Source organism: Algoriphagus sp. 4150 (assembly GCF_031457395.1).
Lineage (GTDB): Bacteria > Bacteroidota > Bacteroidia > Cytophagales > Cyclobacteriaceae > Algoriphagus.
In genome coordinates, this window is record NZ_JAVDWS010000002.1 from 576,372 (window position 1) to 593,775 (window position 17,404).

Consider the following 17,404-nt stretch of genomic DNA (forward strand, 5'->3'; position numbering starts at 1 on the left):
CCATGCATATCATATTCCCAAAGCCAACCAAATATACCAAAACCAACAGGGCCGATTAACTTTTCCGAGACTAGTAACCAGGTCATTTTTCTGGTCATACCCGCGGTTATCATTATCGCATTTTTAATTTTCAGAAGCAGAATCAAGAAAGTGAAGCAAGAAAAAAAAGAAAGAAGAAGAAAAAAGAATGAGTAAGAGAAAGTGACATAATTAAACCCGGATTATGCATTGTAGATTTCGTTATAGCCTGTCCTAGTTAATGGGAAAAGATATTAATTGCAAGAAAATCAGGCTGTTTGGAGAGTGATGCATAGTGCCGCGATGGTTCGGCGAAAACTTCAGTGAAACTTCTGATTTTATCTGTCGTGACGGGTTAGGATGTAATAGAAATGCTAATGCATATTTAGGTTAAATGATCTAAACAATTGGTTGTAACTCAACATTATCTTTTAAAGATAGCTCTTTTTATTATCATGCCCTTATAGGATATATGGACGTAGTATAAGCCATTATCTAAGTCTTTAACATTTAGATTAACTTCTTTATCTCCTTTTTGCTCTTTAAGAAGTATTTGACCTCTTTCATTAAATAAGCTTACTTCAAAAATATCGCTGCTATCTTTTAATTTGTTAATATCATCTGCTACCGTGTTTTTAACAGTGACAATTTCACTAGTAGGATTGGGATAAATGTTAAAAGACGTCGAATAATCGCTAACATAAATAGATGTCTCAGACCCTATTACACCACATGGGTTGGTAACATCTAATGAAAGGGAATAGACTCCTGTATGGCTAATACTTAAAGAAATGCCCGAAGATCCATTTCCTCCTATCCATTCATATCCAGAAGGATATACTGCCCACTGGTAATTACTGACTCCCATTAAACCTGTATGTAATACATAAGGAAAACTACCTTGAGTAAAATAGTTTTGTGCAGTATTAAATTGAATATCATATGGCCCAATAATGTCAAGGCTTGCTTTTCCAACCCAAAAGGATTTTTTGACTTCAACATTTCCACATGATGTCAAAATTGTGTATGTTAAAATCGCCAAGCCTCGACTACCACTATTAATATTTAGGTTTGCTGAGTTACCATTTCCGGAGGTATTGCCTGAAAATAAATTTGTTGGTGAAACAGACCATGTAACAGAATTACCTGCAGGAGGATTTTGTAATGAAAAAGAACTTGTAGAACATAAAAAATTTGGTCCAACTATGGAAGAATTTCCGCATTGACATAAACAAGAAGCATTTGCTACAGTATTTCTTATCACATTACCAGGTTGAATTCCGAATCCTAAATTAAAATTCACTCCAACGTTCGTGAAGTGACAATAACTCATAATAGTGCCGCCAGCAGAAGGTATGCTTGGTCTTGGGCATTGCAAATTTTCAGGAGAAGCACATCCGTCGATAGCAGTATTATTCCCGTTCCAAACACAAGCATGAGTATGTCTGGAACCTAGCAAATGTCCGAATTCATGAGTGACAACTGAAACAGACCAACTATAAATAGGAATAGTCCCAACACTGTTAAAAATTCCTGAAACGGACAGGCGATTACTAACGTTTGAACTACATAAACCTCCAATACCTGCAGCATATCCCCCTCCAACATCTCTAAAGGTTAAAAGTTGACCTAAATCACCATCGAAGCTAGTTCTGTTGTTTTGAAACTGGGTAAGTAAGAAGCCAGCAGTATTACTGGTGTAAGGGTCAGTGGAGTTCCAAATAAAAATATTAGATATACTGGTATTAATGTTTTCATTTTGGTAAAGAGTTGCGACTTGATTAAAAAGGGAAGCAACAAAAAATTCTACCGCAAACGCATTTCCAAGTGTTTGAAAAACATCATATTCAGTTTCAAAATATAGCCTTACGCAGTTTTCACTTGAGTTTATATCATTTTTAGATGGAAAGGTTAAAATATCAGCAGAATATGGTTTTATGCGCTCTACGCCCTCGTTTGTTTCACATGAAAAATCAATTTTTTCGATTAAATTTCTTTCATTGAAAAAAATATGCTTTCCACTTTTTTTGTCTAAAGAAACATTGAAATTTCCTTCATCAGTGGAAACTATCCCAATTACTTCATTTTCATAAATACTTATTGCAGCTATGCTATTTGCATTGCCTTTTACGATGCCACGATAATGCTTGATAGACTCATTTGATTTCCCTTGTGTACCATTACTTAAAGTTACGTTGTACTCATAAAATGAATCAGGAACCCTAAGTAGCTCTAATTGAATGTTATTTGACTTAATTGGTAAAGTTATCTCAATAGCCTCTCCAAGTTCACTGCCTAGGTTTTTATTTAAAATGAAGAATTCAACTTCATCTGATTTTTTAAATTGATTAAGTAATTCACGTGCTGGATCGCTTTTAGAGAAAAGTTCTGCTTCATTAATGAACTTAACTCCATTATTTTTAGCAGTAAGAACTTGATCAAATATTAAATTTTGCTGCGCTTGTGATTTCAATGGTAAAAAACACGCTAGCATAAACAATACAATAAAAATATTCTTCATATAAAATTATTTATTACTATTTAATTCTAACAAAATATAAGGTTGGTCCATCAGTTGGAGAACTGTCTAAAGTCATTCTATCGGAATAAATGTAACAGGGCCAGGAGGTTTTTCCTATTTCCAAGGTGAAACCATCCAATGTCTCGTGAAAAGGTGAAAGGGTTAGCCCAAATTCATAATCTCCCGATGGATAAACCGCCTCATCTACATTGCTTTCAATTCTTAAACTTGCATCTTCTTGAAAATAGTAAAGAATATCATCACAAGAAAAATCAACTTTATTTACTTTTCCGGTTTGCATATTAAGACTTCTGATGCCTGCTAATTTCCATTTACCCGAAAGATCATCCAGTGGACCATCCACAGATTTTACTCGACACTTTTGTTTAGGAAATTCGGCCTCTTGGCAACTGATCAATAGAAAAAATGGAATTATTAAATTTATAGCTTGGGATTGTTTCCAGAAATTCTTTTTTTTAGGAGGTTTTAGCTTCATTTTAATTTACTTTAAGTGATAAAATATTTTTTGAAGAATCCTAATTTTGTAGTATGTGTATCTGCTTAGCTTCAGGTGTGTATTTGGAGTTAATGTTAGAAGTTCAAATTGGGTAATTCCCTCTGCCGCAGCGGAGGGCGAGGGCGATTTTCCCAGGATTAAAACCAGTTATAATTCTGTTACGTTTATAATTTCTGATACTCATATCTTTGTAAATAGAATTATCGTAGAGTTGTATGTGTGCGCTTCGTCTCTGCAGCTTGATCAAAGTGCCCCAACCGTGCGGATCTTTTTTCTTTCCTGCTTTTGTTATCGTGCTCACAGAAATGGATAATATGATTAGTATTTTATCTAATTTCTACCTACGGGAATGTAGTGTAGAATGGAAAGCCTTCGAATTAAGTTTACTTTGATTGATTTTGCAGAATCACTTCGCTCATAACAAGTTAAAAAAAAAAACTAAATATTAACAACCCAATAAACGAAGATGTTTATTGGGTTGTTTCAAGAGCTCTGGTTATGAAGTAAAAACCTGGTATAAATTTGGAATAAATCAATGATGTGAAGCATAAAAACGCTTTTATCATCCTTTCGCACTTAAGTGAAAAATGAATCCTTCTTTTGCACCAGACTTATAGTTTTTTTTTCCTAAGTCCAACTTTCTGGTTTTCATAAAAAAAAACAGCTTATTCAGGAAGTCTGAGCGTTAAAAAAAACAACTTGCGACGACGGACTGTTTTAGCAAGGGCCTGGCAGCATGTTGGGAAGTTCCGATTTTCCTTTTTCTTGCATATGTAGAAGACGAACAGTTAACTTTTAATTAAATTCAGAGAACCTCTCAATCTAGCGACAGCTCAAATTTGTGTAAATAAACCTCACAAGCGTTTCCTCTTTAAGCGGTTGTCCTGATAGCGCTGCGTATCGGGAAGAGCCTGCCCGTAATATCTGGAAAGGATGGGATGAGGTCGGTTACACCGACTTTTATTGCATCCTTCTGGATTTAAATCCAGGCCCCAATTCAATACCTAATTACAAATTGGCCATGATATGAGGGATGAAGTGTAAATTCCATCCAGTCTTTCAGGATGCACGGCGTCAAAAGAATGGGCTGGAAATAACTCGTTAGCGAGCAAGACAATAAACTGTCAAGAAGAAAAAACCTTCCTTAATTTCTCTTTCTAAACTCAGTAGGAGTGACTCCACAATATTTTTTGAACTGCCTGCAGAAATGGCTTTCATCCGTAAAACTGAATTCATGGGCGATTTCGGATAGGGTAAGCTTACTGTACATAAGTCTGGCCTCAATAAGCCCGAATCTGTAGTTTGTAATGTACTGTTTGATCGATTCGCCTACCTGTTTCTTGAAAAAAATGCTGATGTAATTTGGTGCCATGTTAAATTTCTCTGCCAGTGCTTCGATGCTTAGCCGTGAAGGGAAATAGATGTTTTTTTTCACATACAAAAGAATGGACTCTGCCGAATCGGAATAGGCAGGAACTTGACCTACTCCGTCAGACTGTCGCAGTTTTCTGGCCAGAATAATCAAAATACTACGCATCAGACTGTCACGGACTATTTCATAATAGGGGGATTGATTGTTTTCATATTCACTTTCCAGAACAGAAAGTATGTTTAGCAGCTTAGTTTTATCCTGCTTGTCCTGCACCAGTGATCCCCTGCTTTGTAGAGGGATATAAAGCAAAGCTTCTATGATCGGTTTCCAATTGGATTCATCACTTACCGAAAGTACCCTGCTGAAGGGCTCATTAAATCGAATAAAGCAAAACTCCGTCACCTCCCGGATGTCAAAGGAATGATAATCCTCTGGCCCTAAAAGAAAAACATCCCCTTCCCCATAGGCAAAGAAGTTGCCGTTGATGTTATGGATTCCGCTGCCTCTAAGTATAAAAATAATCTCAAAGTACGTGTGATTGTGGAGTGGATGCTGCCATTCACCGGCTTCAAAATGATAAATGTTAAATGGAGTATGTAATAGATAGCGTTTCATATAGTCCGCATTTGTCAAGAAATGTACCTATTAATAATGGATTTTTACAATTCAAGTGAAAGGTGTCGGTTCTAATTTTGACAGGATATAAATTTAAAAACAACTGTATGAAATTCTTTGTCTTAGCATGGATAGCTTTTTTAGTCTCTGTAAACCAGCCTTCAGCAGAAATTAACGACGATTGGGAGCTACTTTTAGATTCAGGTCTGACCCAGTGGGAAAATTACCTCAGCTATAGGCATAAATCAGGGTACAATGGAAAAATACCAAAAGACGAAAATGGAGTGGATATCCCACCGATTGGCTACAACAAAGATGAAACAGGTGTTTTTACGATTATAGAAGAACCGGAGGGACCTGTGCTACGGGTGAGCGGAGAAATCTATGGCAGTATTTTTACACGAAAGTCCTATAAGAATTATCACTTAAAACTTCAGGTTAAGTGGGGCGTAGACAAATATGAGCCACGAAAGGACTTGCTCAGAGATTCTGGAATTCTGTACCATTCCATCGGTGAAGCCGGAGTAGAATACTGGAGGTCTTGGATGCTTTCACAGGAATTTCAGGTGATGGAAGGCCACATGGGAGACTTTTGGTGCCAGGCAAGCTCAGCTATTGATATCCGTTCTTTTCCTTCGGAAGGGGATAAAATGAGCCCTGTGGCGGATGAAAGTCAACCATTTCGTCCTTTCCAAAGCGGTGGAGATGTCTTTTGTCTTAGGTCATCCAATTTTGAAAGCCCCGATGGAGGATGGACTACACTCGAGCTCATTACATTTGAAGGAAAAAGTTTGCATATCGTCAATGGTAATGTAGCCATGGTATTGGAAAACTCCCGGTATAAAAATGAGGATGGCGAAGAGGTTCCTCTGATTGAAGGGAAAATCCAATTACAGAGTGAGTCCGCGGAAGTCTTTTTCAAAGATATACAAATCAAACCCCTGACTGAACTGCCAAAACACTACGAAGCACTATTTGATATGTAGCGATTCAATGTCCTATCAACTTGAAAATTGCCTTCAGAACTTGTATCGGTAGTCGATCTACACTTGCATCATACGATGGAGCCGTATAGAGCTGAAATGATATAATTGAAAGCCCTGTACTTATGAGAATCCTGAATGCCTAAGTGTCCGTTCTCCAATCTTCCTGTCTCTCAGCTTTTCAACAACCCTACAACGATTACTATGCGTACAACACCGATGAACCCTTACCTTTTAATACCCTTACTACAATCACAGGATACTGTTCACTGCTTCAATCCAAATAATGGCCTAAGGAAAGATACCCTCCGAATCAATTCGAATGTGGAGAAACTGCCGACAAAAGTCACCAACAACACCAATCCAAACTGCAGCTGAACAGGAATAGTCAATGGAAATATCCAAAGCGATGCCAAATACAAGAACACCATATGAAGAATATACACTGGATAGGCGGCTTGGCTCAGATAGGACAGGGTTTTGCTTGGCCCCTTGAGATAGAGACTTCCAAACGCGAAAACAGCTAAAATCCAAGAAAAGGATTCAATTGCCAATAAATAGGCAGGAGTGAAGCTGGCAAACCGGCTTATTCGAACTCCGAACAGCAGCAATCCCGTGATAAGGAATATCCATCGATAGGTTTGGATCATTTTCCAAAAAGAGGCCCCACTGAGTACAAAGCAAAAGCCGAAGAAGAAAGCCAATAACCCCAAGATAAATCCATGCCAGGTCATCGCATAGAGTTCGAATGGTAAAGGATTGATCAAAACAGCCTCTGCTACAAAAGTAGCCAGTACAAGCAGCAAACCCGTAGGCTTACTTAGAGCCTTTTTGATCCAAGAGACTAGCTTGCCCGTTTCATTTTTTTTGATCAGGTAAAAAACCGGAGACAAAAGAAGGAGATAGCTAAAGATATTACCCAAAAACCATAAGTGACCGGGTGCCCAAGAGTACTTCAGATCCATCCCATAGTACAAACGCCAAATGAGTAGATGTAGCGGAACTATGGCGAATATGCCAAATACAAAGGGCAACAGAATTCTTCTGGTCCGCTCCCATATCAATTGGCTCCAATTGCGGGACTGCATCGCAAAATATAAGCCCATCCCTGAGACAAAAAACAGGAGCGGGATTCTCCAGATATTCAGTAGAGCCATGGGCCACCACAAGGCGGCCCATGGTTTGTCGGAGGTAATGAAACCGACCATTCTGCCCCAAGACTGAAATCCAATGGATACATGATAAATCAGGAGCAGTCCGATTGCGATCACCCTCAACCAATCAATATCGTATCGTCTGCCGGTAATGGGAGTTGGGTTTTTCATGGGATCAGCTCAGCATTTTTGCAATTTCCGGTCTGATTTTCTCCAGATAGGCATAGTCTAGTTTGAGGCCCATGGGCTCAAGCATTCCGCCCATCACATCATAAACTTCTTTTACCTCGGCAAATGGAGTCGCTACATTGTCATAAGCAGTAGTGCCATATTTATTTTTGATGGTTTTGTCAGCATTCCTATCCAACAATAGCCTGACTAGCTCAGGACGTCCAAAAAATGCTGCTGAAATCAGTGCTGTAGAGCCGTCATTATTTTGAAAATTAATGTCTGCTCCTGCATCCAAAAGCAAAACGGCCATATCATTCTTGCCGAAGACAGCTGCAGTGATCAAAGGACTTGAGCCGCCAAAGGGATCTCTTTCATTCAGATCACTTCCTGCTGCTATATGCTGCTTGACTGCTTCCGTATCTCCGGTGATTACTGCTGTATGCAAGTCTATTTCCGGAGCGCCTTCTTTTTTGGCAGAAGATGTTCCGCAGGAGGTTGATAAGAGCATAGCCATAATAAGTATGGCGAAAATCTGGGATTGAAATACAAGTTTTTCCATGTGTTTATAATTTGATTTGAATGTCACAAAGTAAGGTCCTCGGCGATGGTCCTACTTAACAGTCTTGCTTCCAAAAGCATAAGTAATTGTCACAGGCATATCAATTATGAAGCAGCGATATAAAAAATGGCGCAAATAGCCTAAATTCAATCCCTAAATAGGGTCTACTAAAGCGTCCTGGCTGGCATGACCAATTACGTTTAAAACATCCTTACTTTAAGAACACCATGTCCGAATTACCTCCTCAGGAGAAAGAATTTTTAGCCCAGCTGATAGCAAAGATCAATTTACATATCGCAGATGAGGAATTTGGTGTGGCCCATTTGGCGGATGAGATGAACATGAGCAGATCCAATCTGCTGAGAAAGGTCAAGAAAACAACCAATCTTTCCGTCAGTCAATTTATTAATAAGATCCGTCTTGAGCAGGCCATGGGGCTCCTTCGTGACAGCTCCCGGAATGTTTCCGAAGTTTCCCATCAAGTGGGATTCAACAGTCCCTCTTATTTTATCAAATGCTTTCGGGAGCATTACGGTTATCCTCCGGGGGAAGTAGGGAAGCATCCCGAAACTGTCGTGGAGGTAAATCCTGAGCAAGTAAGTTCTAAGTCCGGAAAACGAAAGTGGATGCCGGTAGCACTGGGAATTGTCTTGCTGTTTGTAATGGGAGGGATTTGGATGAGTCAGGATTTTTTTACTGAAAAACTTACTAGGGAAAAGTCTATAATTGTTTTGCCATTCAAAAACGAAAGTACCGACTCGAGCAATGTCTACCTTATCAACGGACTGATGGAGGCCACGCTAAGTAACTTGCAGAAAATAAAAGACCTGAGAGTGCTCAGCCGAACCTCAGCCGAAAAATACAGGGAAAGTAAGAAATCCATGCCCGAAATGGCCGATGAGCTGAATGTCAATTATTTGGTGGAAGGCAGCGGTCAGAAAATGGGAGACAAAATAGTCCTGAATATCCAGCTTATCGATGGAGCTAAGGACCGCCATCTATGGAGTAAGCAATATCGAAGGGAGATCAGGGATATTTTTGCCCTGCAGCAGGAAATATCCAAGGACATAGCTAAGGAAATCCAGGCGATCATCACTCCTGAGGAAAAATCCAGAATTGAAAAGGAACCTACCGAAAATCTCAAAGCCTATGATTCCTTTATGAAGGGACTGGATCTGTTGAATAAAGGAGGGGACGAATATTTGCTGGAATCAGTCCGTTACTTTGAAGAGGCAATTCGGGAAGACGGGCATTTTGCGCTGGCCCATGCCTGTGCCGGAATAGCTTTTTACTACTATGATATATTCAGATCCGAGAAGGTTCATCTGGATAAGTTGGGTACGTATGCAGACAAAGCCATGCTTTACGATCCATCCTTGGGTGAAAGTCTTACCGCCAAAGCCATGTATTACCTTCTGAAAAAGGAATATAGCCAAGCCTTGCCTTTTCTGGAAAAAGGGCTGGAATACAGACCCAATTCTTCACTGATCATCGGGCTGCTGGCAGATTTTTATGCCAATCATCTTCCCGACACCGAAAAGTACCTTGAGTATGCACTTAGTGGGGTGCAACTGGATGCAGGATCAAGTGATTCTGTGGCTACCAGTTATTTTTATTTAAGATTGGGGAATGCCCTGATCCAAACAGGGTTTGTGGATGAATCCAGTTATTATATTGACAAATCTCTGGACTATTTTTCAGGGAATATGTATTCCCGATATGTAAGGGCATTTGTGAGCTTTGCGCAGGATTATGATTTGAGTCATACCCGGGAATTGTTGAAAATCGAATTTGATAAAGATACCTCCCGTTTTGATATCCTACAGGATTTGGGAAAAGTCAGTTATTATCTCAGAGATTACGACTCTGCTTATTACTATTATGAGCGGTTCGACCGGTTCAGGCAGCAGCAAAACCTCAATGTATATGTGCACGAAAATATGCTCATCGGAGTGGTCTTTGAGAAGATCGGGAAAATAGAGGAGGGCAGACAATTCATTGAGAGCTACAGGGGCTATCTGGAAAAGGATCAGACAGCCTACAAAAATCTCGGATTCACCATGTATTATGCACATGAAGGAGATTTCGAAAAGGCATTATCCCATTTTAGACTTTTTGCCAAGGAGGACCATATTCAGTATTGGGTGATTCTGTTTTTGAACAAGGATCCTATCGCAGACAAAATCAAAAATCACCCTGAGTTCAAAGAAATCTGGGTAAGAATAGAGGAGAAATTTTGGGCAAACAATGCCGAAACGCGAACACGCCTGGAAGAACAAGGGCTGTTATAGAAGGACATGTAAAGATAGGACTGAGTGTTGTCATGTATGGTTTGTGTGACACTCTATTTAGGACTTGCTGAAAAACGCCGGTAATAGATCAAAAGCTATCATATTGGATGATTAACCCATTTTTGATGAGAACGGTTTTTCAGCAAGCCCTATTTACCTTCAAAACTACCACATTGGTATATGGCAGGGGTCATTTACAATTTGAGTAGTTATACCCGTTTATCATCAGGAATAGTTTTTCTGTTCCTGATTCCGGGACTCCATATTCCGAAGTGCACTTGAGGCATCTGGCGAAAAAAGGAATACAGCTGTATTTTCAATCAATTGTAAAAAGTATCCCGGTTTTTAAGTTCTGTATTTCAGGAATACAAAGTATCGTATTATATAGACCGTATGCCTGCTTTCATAACTTGCTTACTTTTTAGACTGTCGAATAAAATCTCAACAAACTTTTCTCCTCCCTCTTTATCTAAGTGATCCATATCTCTAAACATGTAGTCATGGTTCAGATATAAACTGTCGAAGTCAATGATCTGGAATCCGTAATTCATCAGTATACTATCTGCACCATAGCTTTCCTCGTTCAACATGTCAGCATAAGTTCTGCTCAATGGAAACCTTAGTCCTATCAGTTCAATATCTTTTTCCTTGCATATAGAGATGATCCTTTGTAGGGAGCCTGACATTTTTACAGATGGAAATGGAAATTCAAAATAATTATTTATTCGGTCCTCACATATCTCTATCTGCTCGGAGTTGGACAAGTCTTCCCAAGCACTCTTAGACCTAACCCCGCCCCACTTTGAGAAATTAAACAATTCATCCTGCAAAAAATTCTTAATCACTAAACTATACCTGTCATTCAAAAAAACGCAATAGTACCTAAGGTACTTGTCATATATAAATTCTTGATAATTCTCGAAATCCTTTATGTCTGCATAATATGCCGATCTGTCTAAATTGTTTTGACTCTCTCTTGTAGGGGAGAGTGTGTGATCATCGACACTGAGATAGACTTTTTTTACAGTTGTATTGCGTATAAGATATTTCAACTTACGCTCCATATCAAGATAAGAATCACTTTGACCCGAGAAATTGTGAACATTATGGACTTCTGTAAAATCACCCAGTGGGGTCCCATGCGAATCGGCGAGTAAGTATTCTGTATACTCTAAATCGACTTCGTCATAATCTTTTATATAAAAACCCCGAATCAAAAAGAACAGTAAAAAATTTAGTGCCAATAGTAAAACGAAGAAAACAGAAACCTGCTTGAGAAACAGCCTTATCATCATAAGATTAAAATTGGAAATATATAAATTCGATTTCTTCGGAAGTATTGCCGAATATATCGATGATAAAGATAAGCAACAAATAAATTGACCAACGGTATGCCTTACTTGGCATTGACTGCATTCCGGAAATCGCATATTGACCGGTTCTTCCTTTCCACTCCACCAAAAGAAAGCCAATTATCAATACAAGTAAGGTGATCATTCCGGGGAAGAGGGAGAAATCAGGCAGTTCAAATAATTTTTTCGAGAAAATCCCAAAAATATAGCTTAGCGCGTGGTTCATATTTTCTGCCCTGAAGAATATCCATGAAAATACGGTTAGTGCAAATGTGGCCAGCATTGCAAGCAATTCCCTGAAATTCGGGTACTTATCTTGGGGGGCTACAGTAGCGAGATGTCGTCTGTTTTTACCAACTAGCAGGAGAGGGATAAAATAGATAGCATTGAGTGCTCCCCAAGCTATAAAAGTCCAATTGGCACCATGCCAAAAACCGCTGATCAGGAATATTATGAAGATATTCCGTATCTGTTGTCCTGTGTTTCCTTTACTGCCGCCCAGTGGGATATATACATAATCTCTGAACCAAGTGGAAAGGGAAATGTGCCAGCGTCGCCAAAATTCTGCTATGTCCCTTGAGAAATAGGGGAACGCAAAATTCTGCATTAAACCGAATCCAAATAAGCGTGATGTCCCAATGGCGATATCAGAATACCCTGAAAAATCTCCATAAATCTGAAATGCAAAAAATACCGCTCCGAGCACTAAAGTACTGCCTTCATAGTCAGACGAGTTGTTAAATATCTTATTTGCAAATTCTGCGCAATTATCCGCGATGACAACTTTCTTGAATAGTCCCCATAACATCTGCCGCAAGCCATCCTTTGCCTGTAGGTAATCAAATTTTCTCTTTTCAAAAAATTGGGGAAGCAAATTGGTTGCTCTCTCTATTGGTCCTGCCACAAGCTGAGGAAAGAAACTTACGAAAGCTGAGAAAGCCACTAAATCCTTGGTGGCATGCAATTTTTTTCTATATACATCTATAGAATAACTCATGGTTTGAAAAGTGTAAAAACTGATCCCCACCGGTAGGATTATATTCAGCGTATTTGCGTTTATAGGCATGCCCATAAATGTAAAGGCAGAAATAAAATTATCAAGAAAGAAGTTATAGTACTTGAAAAAACCAAGCAGACCAATATTTACCAAAAGACTCACGACCAAAAGACTCTTACGTCTGAAGCGATTCTCGACACTTTCTAACCGGATACCAACTATATAGTCAACTAAAGTGCTGAAAATTATCAAAGATAAAAACCTCCAATCCCACCAGCCATAAAATAGATAGCTGGCTCCTACAATTAAAAGATTCTGAGATTTTAGGCTATTTCTGCATATAGTCCAATAGAGAATAAATACTATTGGCAAGAAGACTGCAAAGTCAAGCGAATTGAAGAGCATAGCAAATAATATTTATCTAAATAGAATGATAATTAACACGTATCACAAATTTATACATGTAAGGGAGTCCCGGATTTAAATTACCTGAAAATACAACAGCTTTTCAAATCGATTTTTAAACAAATCCCTTCAATGCCTGCAGCAAATCCCGCTTGGTAATCAAGCCGCCTTTTCTCCACAGAATTTTGCCTTTTTTGAAAAGAATGTAATTGGGAATAGAGCGTACTGCAAATTGCTGAGCTAGCTGGGGACTTTTATCGATATTGATTTTCAGTAGCTTGATTTTTCCTCCCAATTCTGTGAGTACTTCATCAATGATGGGATCCATTGTATGACATGGGCCGCACCAGTCCGCATAGAAGTCCACCAAGATAGCTTCCTGGCTTTTAATGATTAGGTCTTTCGGGTTTCGCTTGGGCATAGTATTGAAAAGAATGTGGTTATCCGCATCCGAAGCTGCGTTCTCCGTGTAAGCCTCCGTGCTCTCGGCGGTGAGAAAAAGTATTTCCACAAAAAAGCCGCTAATTCTATAATGAACTAGCGGCTTCCTGATTAGTAGTGGTTAATTAATTTCCTGCAGGAGCAACTGGCATCTCAAGGCCCAACTTTGCCAGTACCAGTTCAGTGAACTTATCTTCTTCTTTGGTATAAAGCAAGATAGGCGCCTGACCCGCTGATTCTGCAAAAATGTGCGTGTAGTTGTTTTCAGCAGCTACTGCATTGATAGCATTCACTACCTTAGTCTGAACCGGTGAAAGAAGCTCACCCAGTTTTCTTTGATAGCTGATTTGCGTATCAGATTCCATTTTTTGAAGATTATCTCTAAGAGCCGTTAATTCTTGTACTTTGGCTGCTCTAGCTTCTTCAGTCATGGTCTGGGATGCCTGCTCAAAAGTTTGAACCTGACGCTGGAAATCCTCGCCTTTTATTTGCAAGGTAGTCTGAAGCTGTGTTTCATAATCTTTAATGTCAGCAGCTATCTGCTCCATCTCGGGCATCAAATCCATGATAAATTCCACATTGGTATAACCAATCTTAACTTCTTGAGCCTGAGCTGCGAATCCTACGCAAAGCAAGGCTATTGCGGAAAGGATAACTTTAACTTTCATCATTTCTGTGTTTCTATTTTATTTGTTTTCTTCTATTCCCAATTCCTCCAAGACAAACTCCGAATAGTCGTGCCGGGGATCTGTATAGATAATCGCTGATGGTTCGGCGGCCTTATCAAACAGCATTCCCAGATTGTTTCTCCGAGTTACTCTTTCAATGGCATCATAGATTTTGGATTGTAGGGGCTGCATCAATTCCGCTTGTTTTTGGAAGTACTGCCCGTCTATGCCGAAAATCCTACTATTGAATTCTTGGGACTTTTTTTGTTTCAATTTAATTGCATCCAGCCGTTGCTGATACATTTCTTCTGTGAGGAGCACCTCTTCTGCTTTTAGCTGGACAGTTAAATCTTTTATCTCTTTATCCAAATTTTGTGCCTCTTTCTTCCATTCGGAGCTGATGTTCTCCAGCTCTTGCTGAATGATTTTATAATCGGGATGCTTGTTGAGAATATATTCTGAATCAATGTATCCGATCTTCTGAGCTGTCACATGCTCCATTTGGAGCACAAAGAGCAACAAAAATACAATTTTCAGCGATTTATTCATGTGTTAGGGAAGTTAACCTTAGCTTGATTCGTAACTTTCTCGGTATGTTAATTTTTGCATAAATTAACTATTCCCCGCTCTATTTCCATACTTATCTTATTTGTTGGCCTATAGTAAAGTGAAATTGTGAGCCACTTCTCTGGGTAGACCCGGGAATGGCGTCAAATCCATAGCCCCAATCAATTCCAAGTAGACCAAATGCAGGCATAAAGATCCTTGCTCCCATACCTGCTGATTTCTTCAGATCATATGGATTATAGTTGCTGTATGAACCCCAGTTGTTACCTGCCTCAGCAAAGCCAAGCAAAAAGATGGTCGCTGAAGGGTTAGGGGATACGAGGTACCTTACTTCCATTACATACTTGTTATAGACCACTCCTCCATAGGGTTCTGCACCTTCTTGACCCCTCGTTGCTGCACCCGGTGTGATGGATTGATTTTCATAGCCACGCAGACCGATGATTTCCTGACCCAATGCAAAGTTATTCATCGTCATGCCGTCACCGCCCAATACGAATCTTTCCAGAGGAATTAGACCCAGCTTTGAGCCGTAAGATCCCAAAAAGCCCATATGAGCTCTAGCACTGGCTACCAATTTGTTTGAGCCAAAAAGTGGTGTATATAGAGATGCATCAAACATCCACTTGTGGTATTCCAGCCATTTGTATTTCTCCAAATCTGTGGACTCTGAGTCGATACTCTTGTTCAGAGAGGTATAGGGAGGAGTAAAGGCTGTAGATAGAATAATATTCGAACCCCGCCTTGGATAGGTAGGATTATCTATATTATATCTGGCAATCGTAGTATTCCAGGTAAGACTGTTTGATGTGCCCGTAGGGTAACTCAAACCGAATGAGGTACCAAACCGGTCAAATTCATAGATCTGAAATTGCAGGGAATTACTGATACTGAAGTTATCATCCGGCCAGGTTATCCGCTTGGCAAGACCTAAGGTTAGACCTGTAATTTTGAAATAACCTAATTCATCGCCAAAACTTGCCTGATTGAAGAAATCCACCTGTCGCTGTACCGAATGGTTAAACGAGAAGCTGAGTGCATTTGGCTTTTTGCCTCCAAACCAAGGCTCGGTTAAGGATACGGAGTAGTTCTGGAAAGAACGCCCGTTGGCCTGCACTCTGAGTGAGAGCTTCTGGCCATCTCCCACCGGTAGAGGATCCCATTTTGAGAAATCCCCGATGTTTTTGATCGAGAAGTTATTGAAGGAAAGGCCGACGGTGCCTACGAAGCCGTAGAATCCACCCCAGCCACCTGACAGTTCGATCTGGTCATTTGGTCTTTCTTCCAGTTCAAACGTGATATCTACTGTCGCTGCCTCGAAGTTTGGACGTAAATCAGGATTGATTTTTTCAGGATCAAAATAGCCTAAAGTAGAAAGTTCACGAATCGTACGTACTAAGAGTTCACGGTTGAATTTTTGTCCGGGAAGAATTCGTATTTCCCGCATGACCACATGATCGGATGTTCTTTCGTTTCCTTTGATGCTGACACTGTTTACAGTCACTTGAGGGCCTTCAAATATCCTCATTTCCAAGTCAATGGAGTCTCCCGCTACATTGACCTCTACCGGGTTAATGTCGAAAAAGAGGTAACCGTCATTTTGATACAGGGAACTCACATCATCGCCTCTGGTAGGGTCGTAATTAAGTCTTTTGCCCAGTTTTTCTTTATCGTATACATCTCCTTTTTCAATCCCAAGCAGAGCCCTTAGGACTTGGTCCGGGTGTATAAAGTTTCCGTTGAAGGTGATATTTCTGTAATAGTACTTTCTGCCTTCTTCCAGTGCTATGTCTATATTGATTTTGTCCTGGCCAAAGTTGTAAACGGAGTCAGCGACGATTTTAGCGTCACGAAAGCCCTTACTTTGGTAGAAGTTAATCACATTTTCTTTGTCATTCCGGTATTCCTTTGGAATGTACTTGGATCCGTTGAAAAAGTTTAGTTTGAAGTTTTTGTTGATGTAGTCTTTTACCTCTGCATTCGACACTGAGTCAGTGTATAAGATGGAGTTTTTGATATCCTCGCCGGTAGCACCCGTCAGTCTGGAGTAGCCGTCTTTGAATATACTTACCCTGGCATGTTCCTTGGTTTTCTTTAGCTTCTTTTTCAGTTTGGCATCACTGATCTCTTCATTGCCATAGAAGTCAATGGCATTGATTCTGACTTTGTCATTTTGCTCTACCTCGAATATCAGTTTTACTGAATTTGGAAGAGTGGTGTCTCTTTCCTGCTTGATTTTCACATCAGCATTCATGAACCCTTTGTCCAAGTAATATTTTTCAATATTTCTTTTGGCGTTATTCAGTACATCATCCCGTACTACACGGCCTCTGATGTTTACTTTGTCACGAAGTTCGCCTTCTTGGGTTTTATTCATTCCGGTAAATTCCACTCGGGAGAATCTAGGTCTCTCAGTCAGATCCAGAAGGAGAGAGATATCTTCACCTTCTATTTTGGTTACCAGAATTTTCACATCTCCGATGATCCCTTGTCCCCATAGCTTTTTCAAAGCATTGGAAATATCGTCTCCCGGTACCTCGATTTTATCATCCACTTTCAATCCAGACAGGGAAAGAATGGCGATTTCATCCAAGGTAGTGAGACCCACAGCTTTTATCTCTGCGATTCTATAGGTTTGGGGCTTAGCGTAGTTCAGCTCCAAAATATCGATTGGCTTGCTTGTGGCATAGCGACTTTGACCCAAACGTATTTGCGCCATTGCTGAACTTGCCCAAACCAGACAAAACAGAATCAATAAACTTTTTTTCATTAA

Annotated in this window: 13 protein-coding genes; 2 read left to right on the plus strand and 11 right to left on the minus strand. The window is 39.8% G+C overall.

From position 1 onward, the window contains the following. Positions 1–442: 442 nt before the first annotated feature. The 3 genes from J2X69_RS05790 to J2X69_RS05800 all read right to left on the minus strand — a co-directional run bounded on the left by J2X69_RS05790 (position 443) and on the right by J2X69_RS05800 (position 5,043). Entirely contained in the window at positions 443–2,539 is a 2,097-nt protein-coding gene (locus J2X69_RS05790) for a M12 family metallo-peptidase (RefSeq protein ID WP_310099863.1), read from the minus strand. Positions 2,540–2,555: 16 nt separating this feature from the next. Next, positions 2,556–3,035, minus strand: a complete 480-nt coding sequence (locus J2X69_RS05795) for a hypothetical protein (RefSeq protein WP_310099866.1) — start codon at positions 3,033–3,035, stop codon at positions 2,556–2,558. 1,165 nt (positions 3,036–4,200) lie between these two features. Next, on the minus strand, positions 4,201–5,043 hold the full coding sequence (locus tag J2X69_RS05800) for an AraC family transcriptional regulator (protein ID WP_310099869.1): 843 nt from the start codon (positions 5,041–5,043) through the stop codon (positions 4,201–4,203). A 107-nt stretch (positions 5,044–5,150) separates the two neighbouring features. On the opposite strand from J2X69_RS05800, the gene J2X69_RS05805 reads away from it, so the two are divergent. Next, complete coding sequence (locus J2X69_RS05805; protein ID WP_310099872.1) at positions 5,151–6,029, plus strand: DUF1080 domain-containing protein; 879 nt, start codon at positions 5,151–5,153, stop codon at positions 6,027–6,029. Positions 6,030–6,292: 263 nt separating this feature from the next. Here the strand turns inward: J2X69_RS05805 and J2X69_RS05810 are convergent, their stop codons facing one another. After that, positions 6,293–7,351: an acyltransferase family protein gene (locus J2X69_RS05810; RefSeq protein ID WP_310099875.1), complete on the minus strand. Its 1,059-nt coding sequence runs from the start codon at positions 7,349–7,351 to the stop codon at positions 6,293–6,295. Positions 7,352–7,355: 4 nt separating this feature from the next. Further along, entirely contained in the window at positions 7,356–7,910 is a 555-nt protein-coding gene (locus tag J2X69_RS05815; protein ID WP_310099878.1) for an ankyrin repeat domain-containing protein, read from the minus strand. Positions 7,911–8,137: 227 nt separating this feature from the next. Here J2X69_RS05815 and J2X69_RS05820 point away from each other — a divergent pair, with 227 nt between their 5' ends. Continuing rightward, positions 8,138–10,201 carry a helix-turn-helix domain-containing protein gene (locus J2X69_RS05820; RefSeq protein ID WP_310099882.1) on the plus strand — a complete coding sequence of 688 codons (2,064 nt, stop codon included), beginning with the start codon at positions 8,138–8,140 and terminating at the stop codon, positions 10,199–10,201. A gap of 380 nt (positions 10,202–10,581) precedes the next feature. Here J2X69_RS05820 and J2X69_RS05825 read toward each other — a convergent pair whose 3' ends face one another. The 6 genes from J2X69_RS05825 to J2X69_RS05850 all read right to left on the minus strand — a co-directional run bounded on the left by J2X69_RS05825 (position 10,582) and on the right by J2X69_RS05850 (position 17,401). Continuing rightward, a complete protein-coding gene (locus J2X69_RS05825; RefSeq protein ID WP_310099885.1) occupies positions 10,582–11,496 on the minus strand; it encodes a hypothetical protein in 915 nt (304 codons plus the stop codon). Between the two features lie 4 nt (positions 11,497–11,500). Continuing rightward, complete coding sequence (locus tag J2X69_RS05830; protein ID WP_310099888.1) at positions 11,501–12,955, minus strand: MBOAT family O-acyltransferase; 1,455 nt, start codon at positions 12,953–12,955, stop codon at positions 11,501–11,503. A 115-nt stretch (positions 12,956–13,070) separates the two neighbouring features. Continuing rightward, complete coding sequence (gene trxA, locus J2X69_RS05835; protein ID WP_310100096.1) at positions 13,071–13,376, minus strand: thioredoxin; 306 nt, start codon at positions 13,374–13,376, stop codon at positions 13,071–13,073. Between the two features lie 145 nt (positions 13,377–13,521). Beyond that, complete coding sequence (locus J2X69_RS05840; RefSeq protein WP_310099892.1) at positions 13,522–14,067, minus strand: OmpH family outer membrane protein; 546 nt, start codon at positions 14,065–14,067, stop codon at positions 13,522–13,524. 15 nt (positions 14,068–14,082) lie between these two features. Continuing rightward, positions 14,083–14,613, minus strand: a complete 531-nt coding sequence (locus J2X69_RS05845) for an OmpH family outer membrane protein (RefSeq protein ID WP_310099897.1) — start codon at positions 14,611–14,613, stop codon at positions 14,083–14,085. A gap of 91 nt (positions 14,614–14,704) precedes the next feature. Continuing rightward, positions 14,705–17,401 carry a POTRA domain-containing protein gene (locus tag J2X69_RS05850; RefSeq protein WP_310099900.1) on the minus strand — a complete coding sequence of 899 codons (2,697 nt, stop codon included), beginning with the start codon at positions 17,399–17,401 and terminating at the stop codon, positions 14,705–14,707. Between the last annotated feature and the right edge of the window lie 3 nt (positions 17,402–17,404).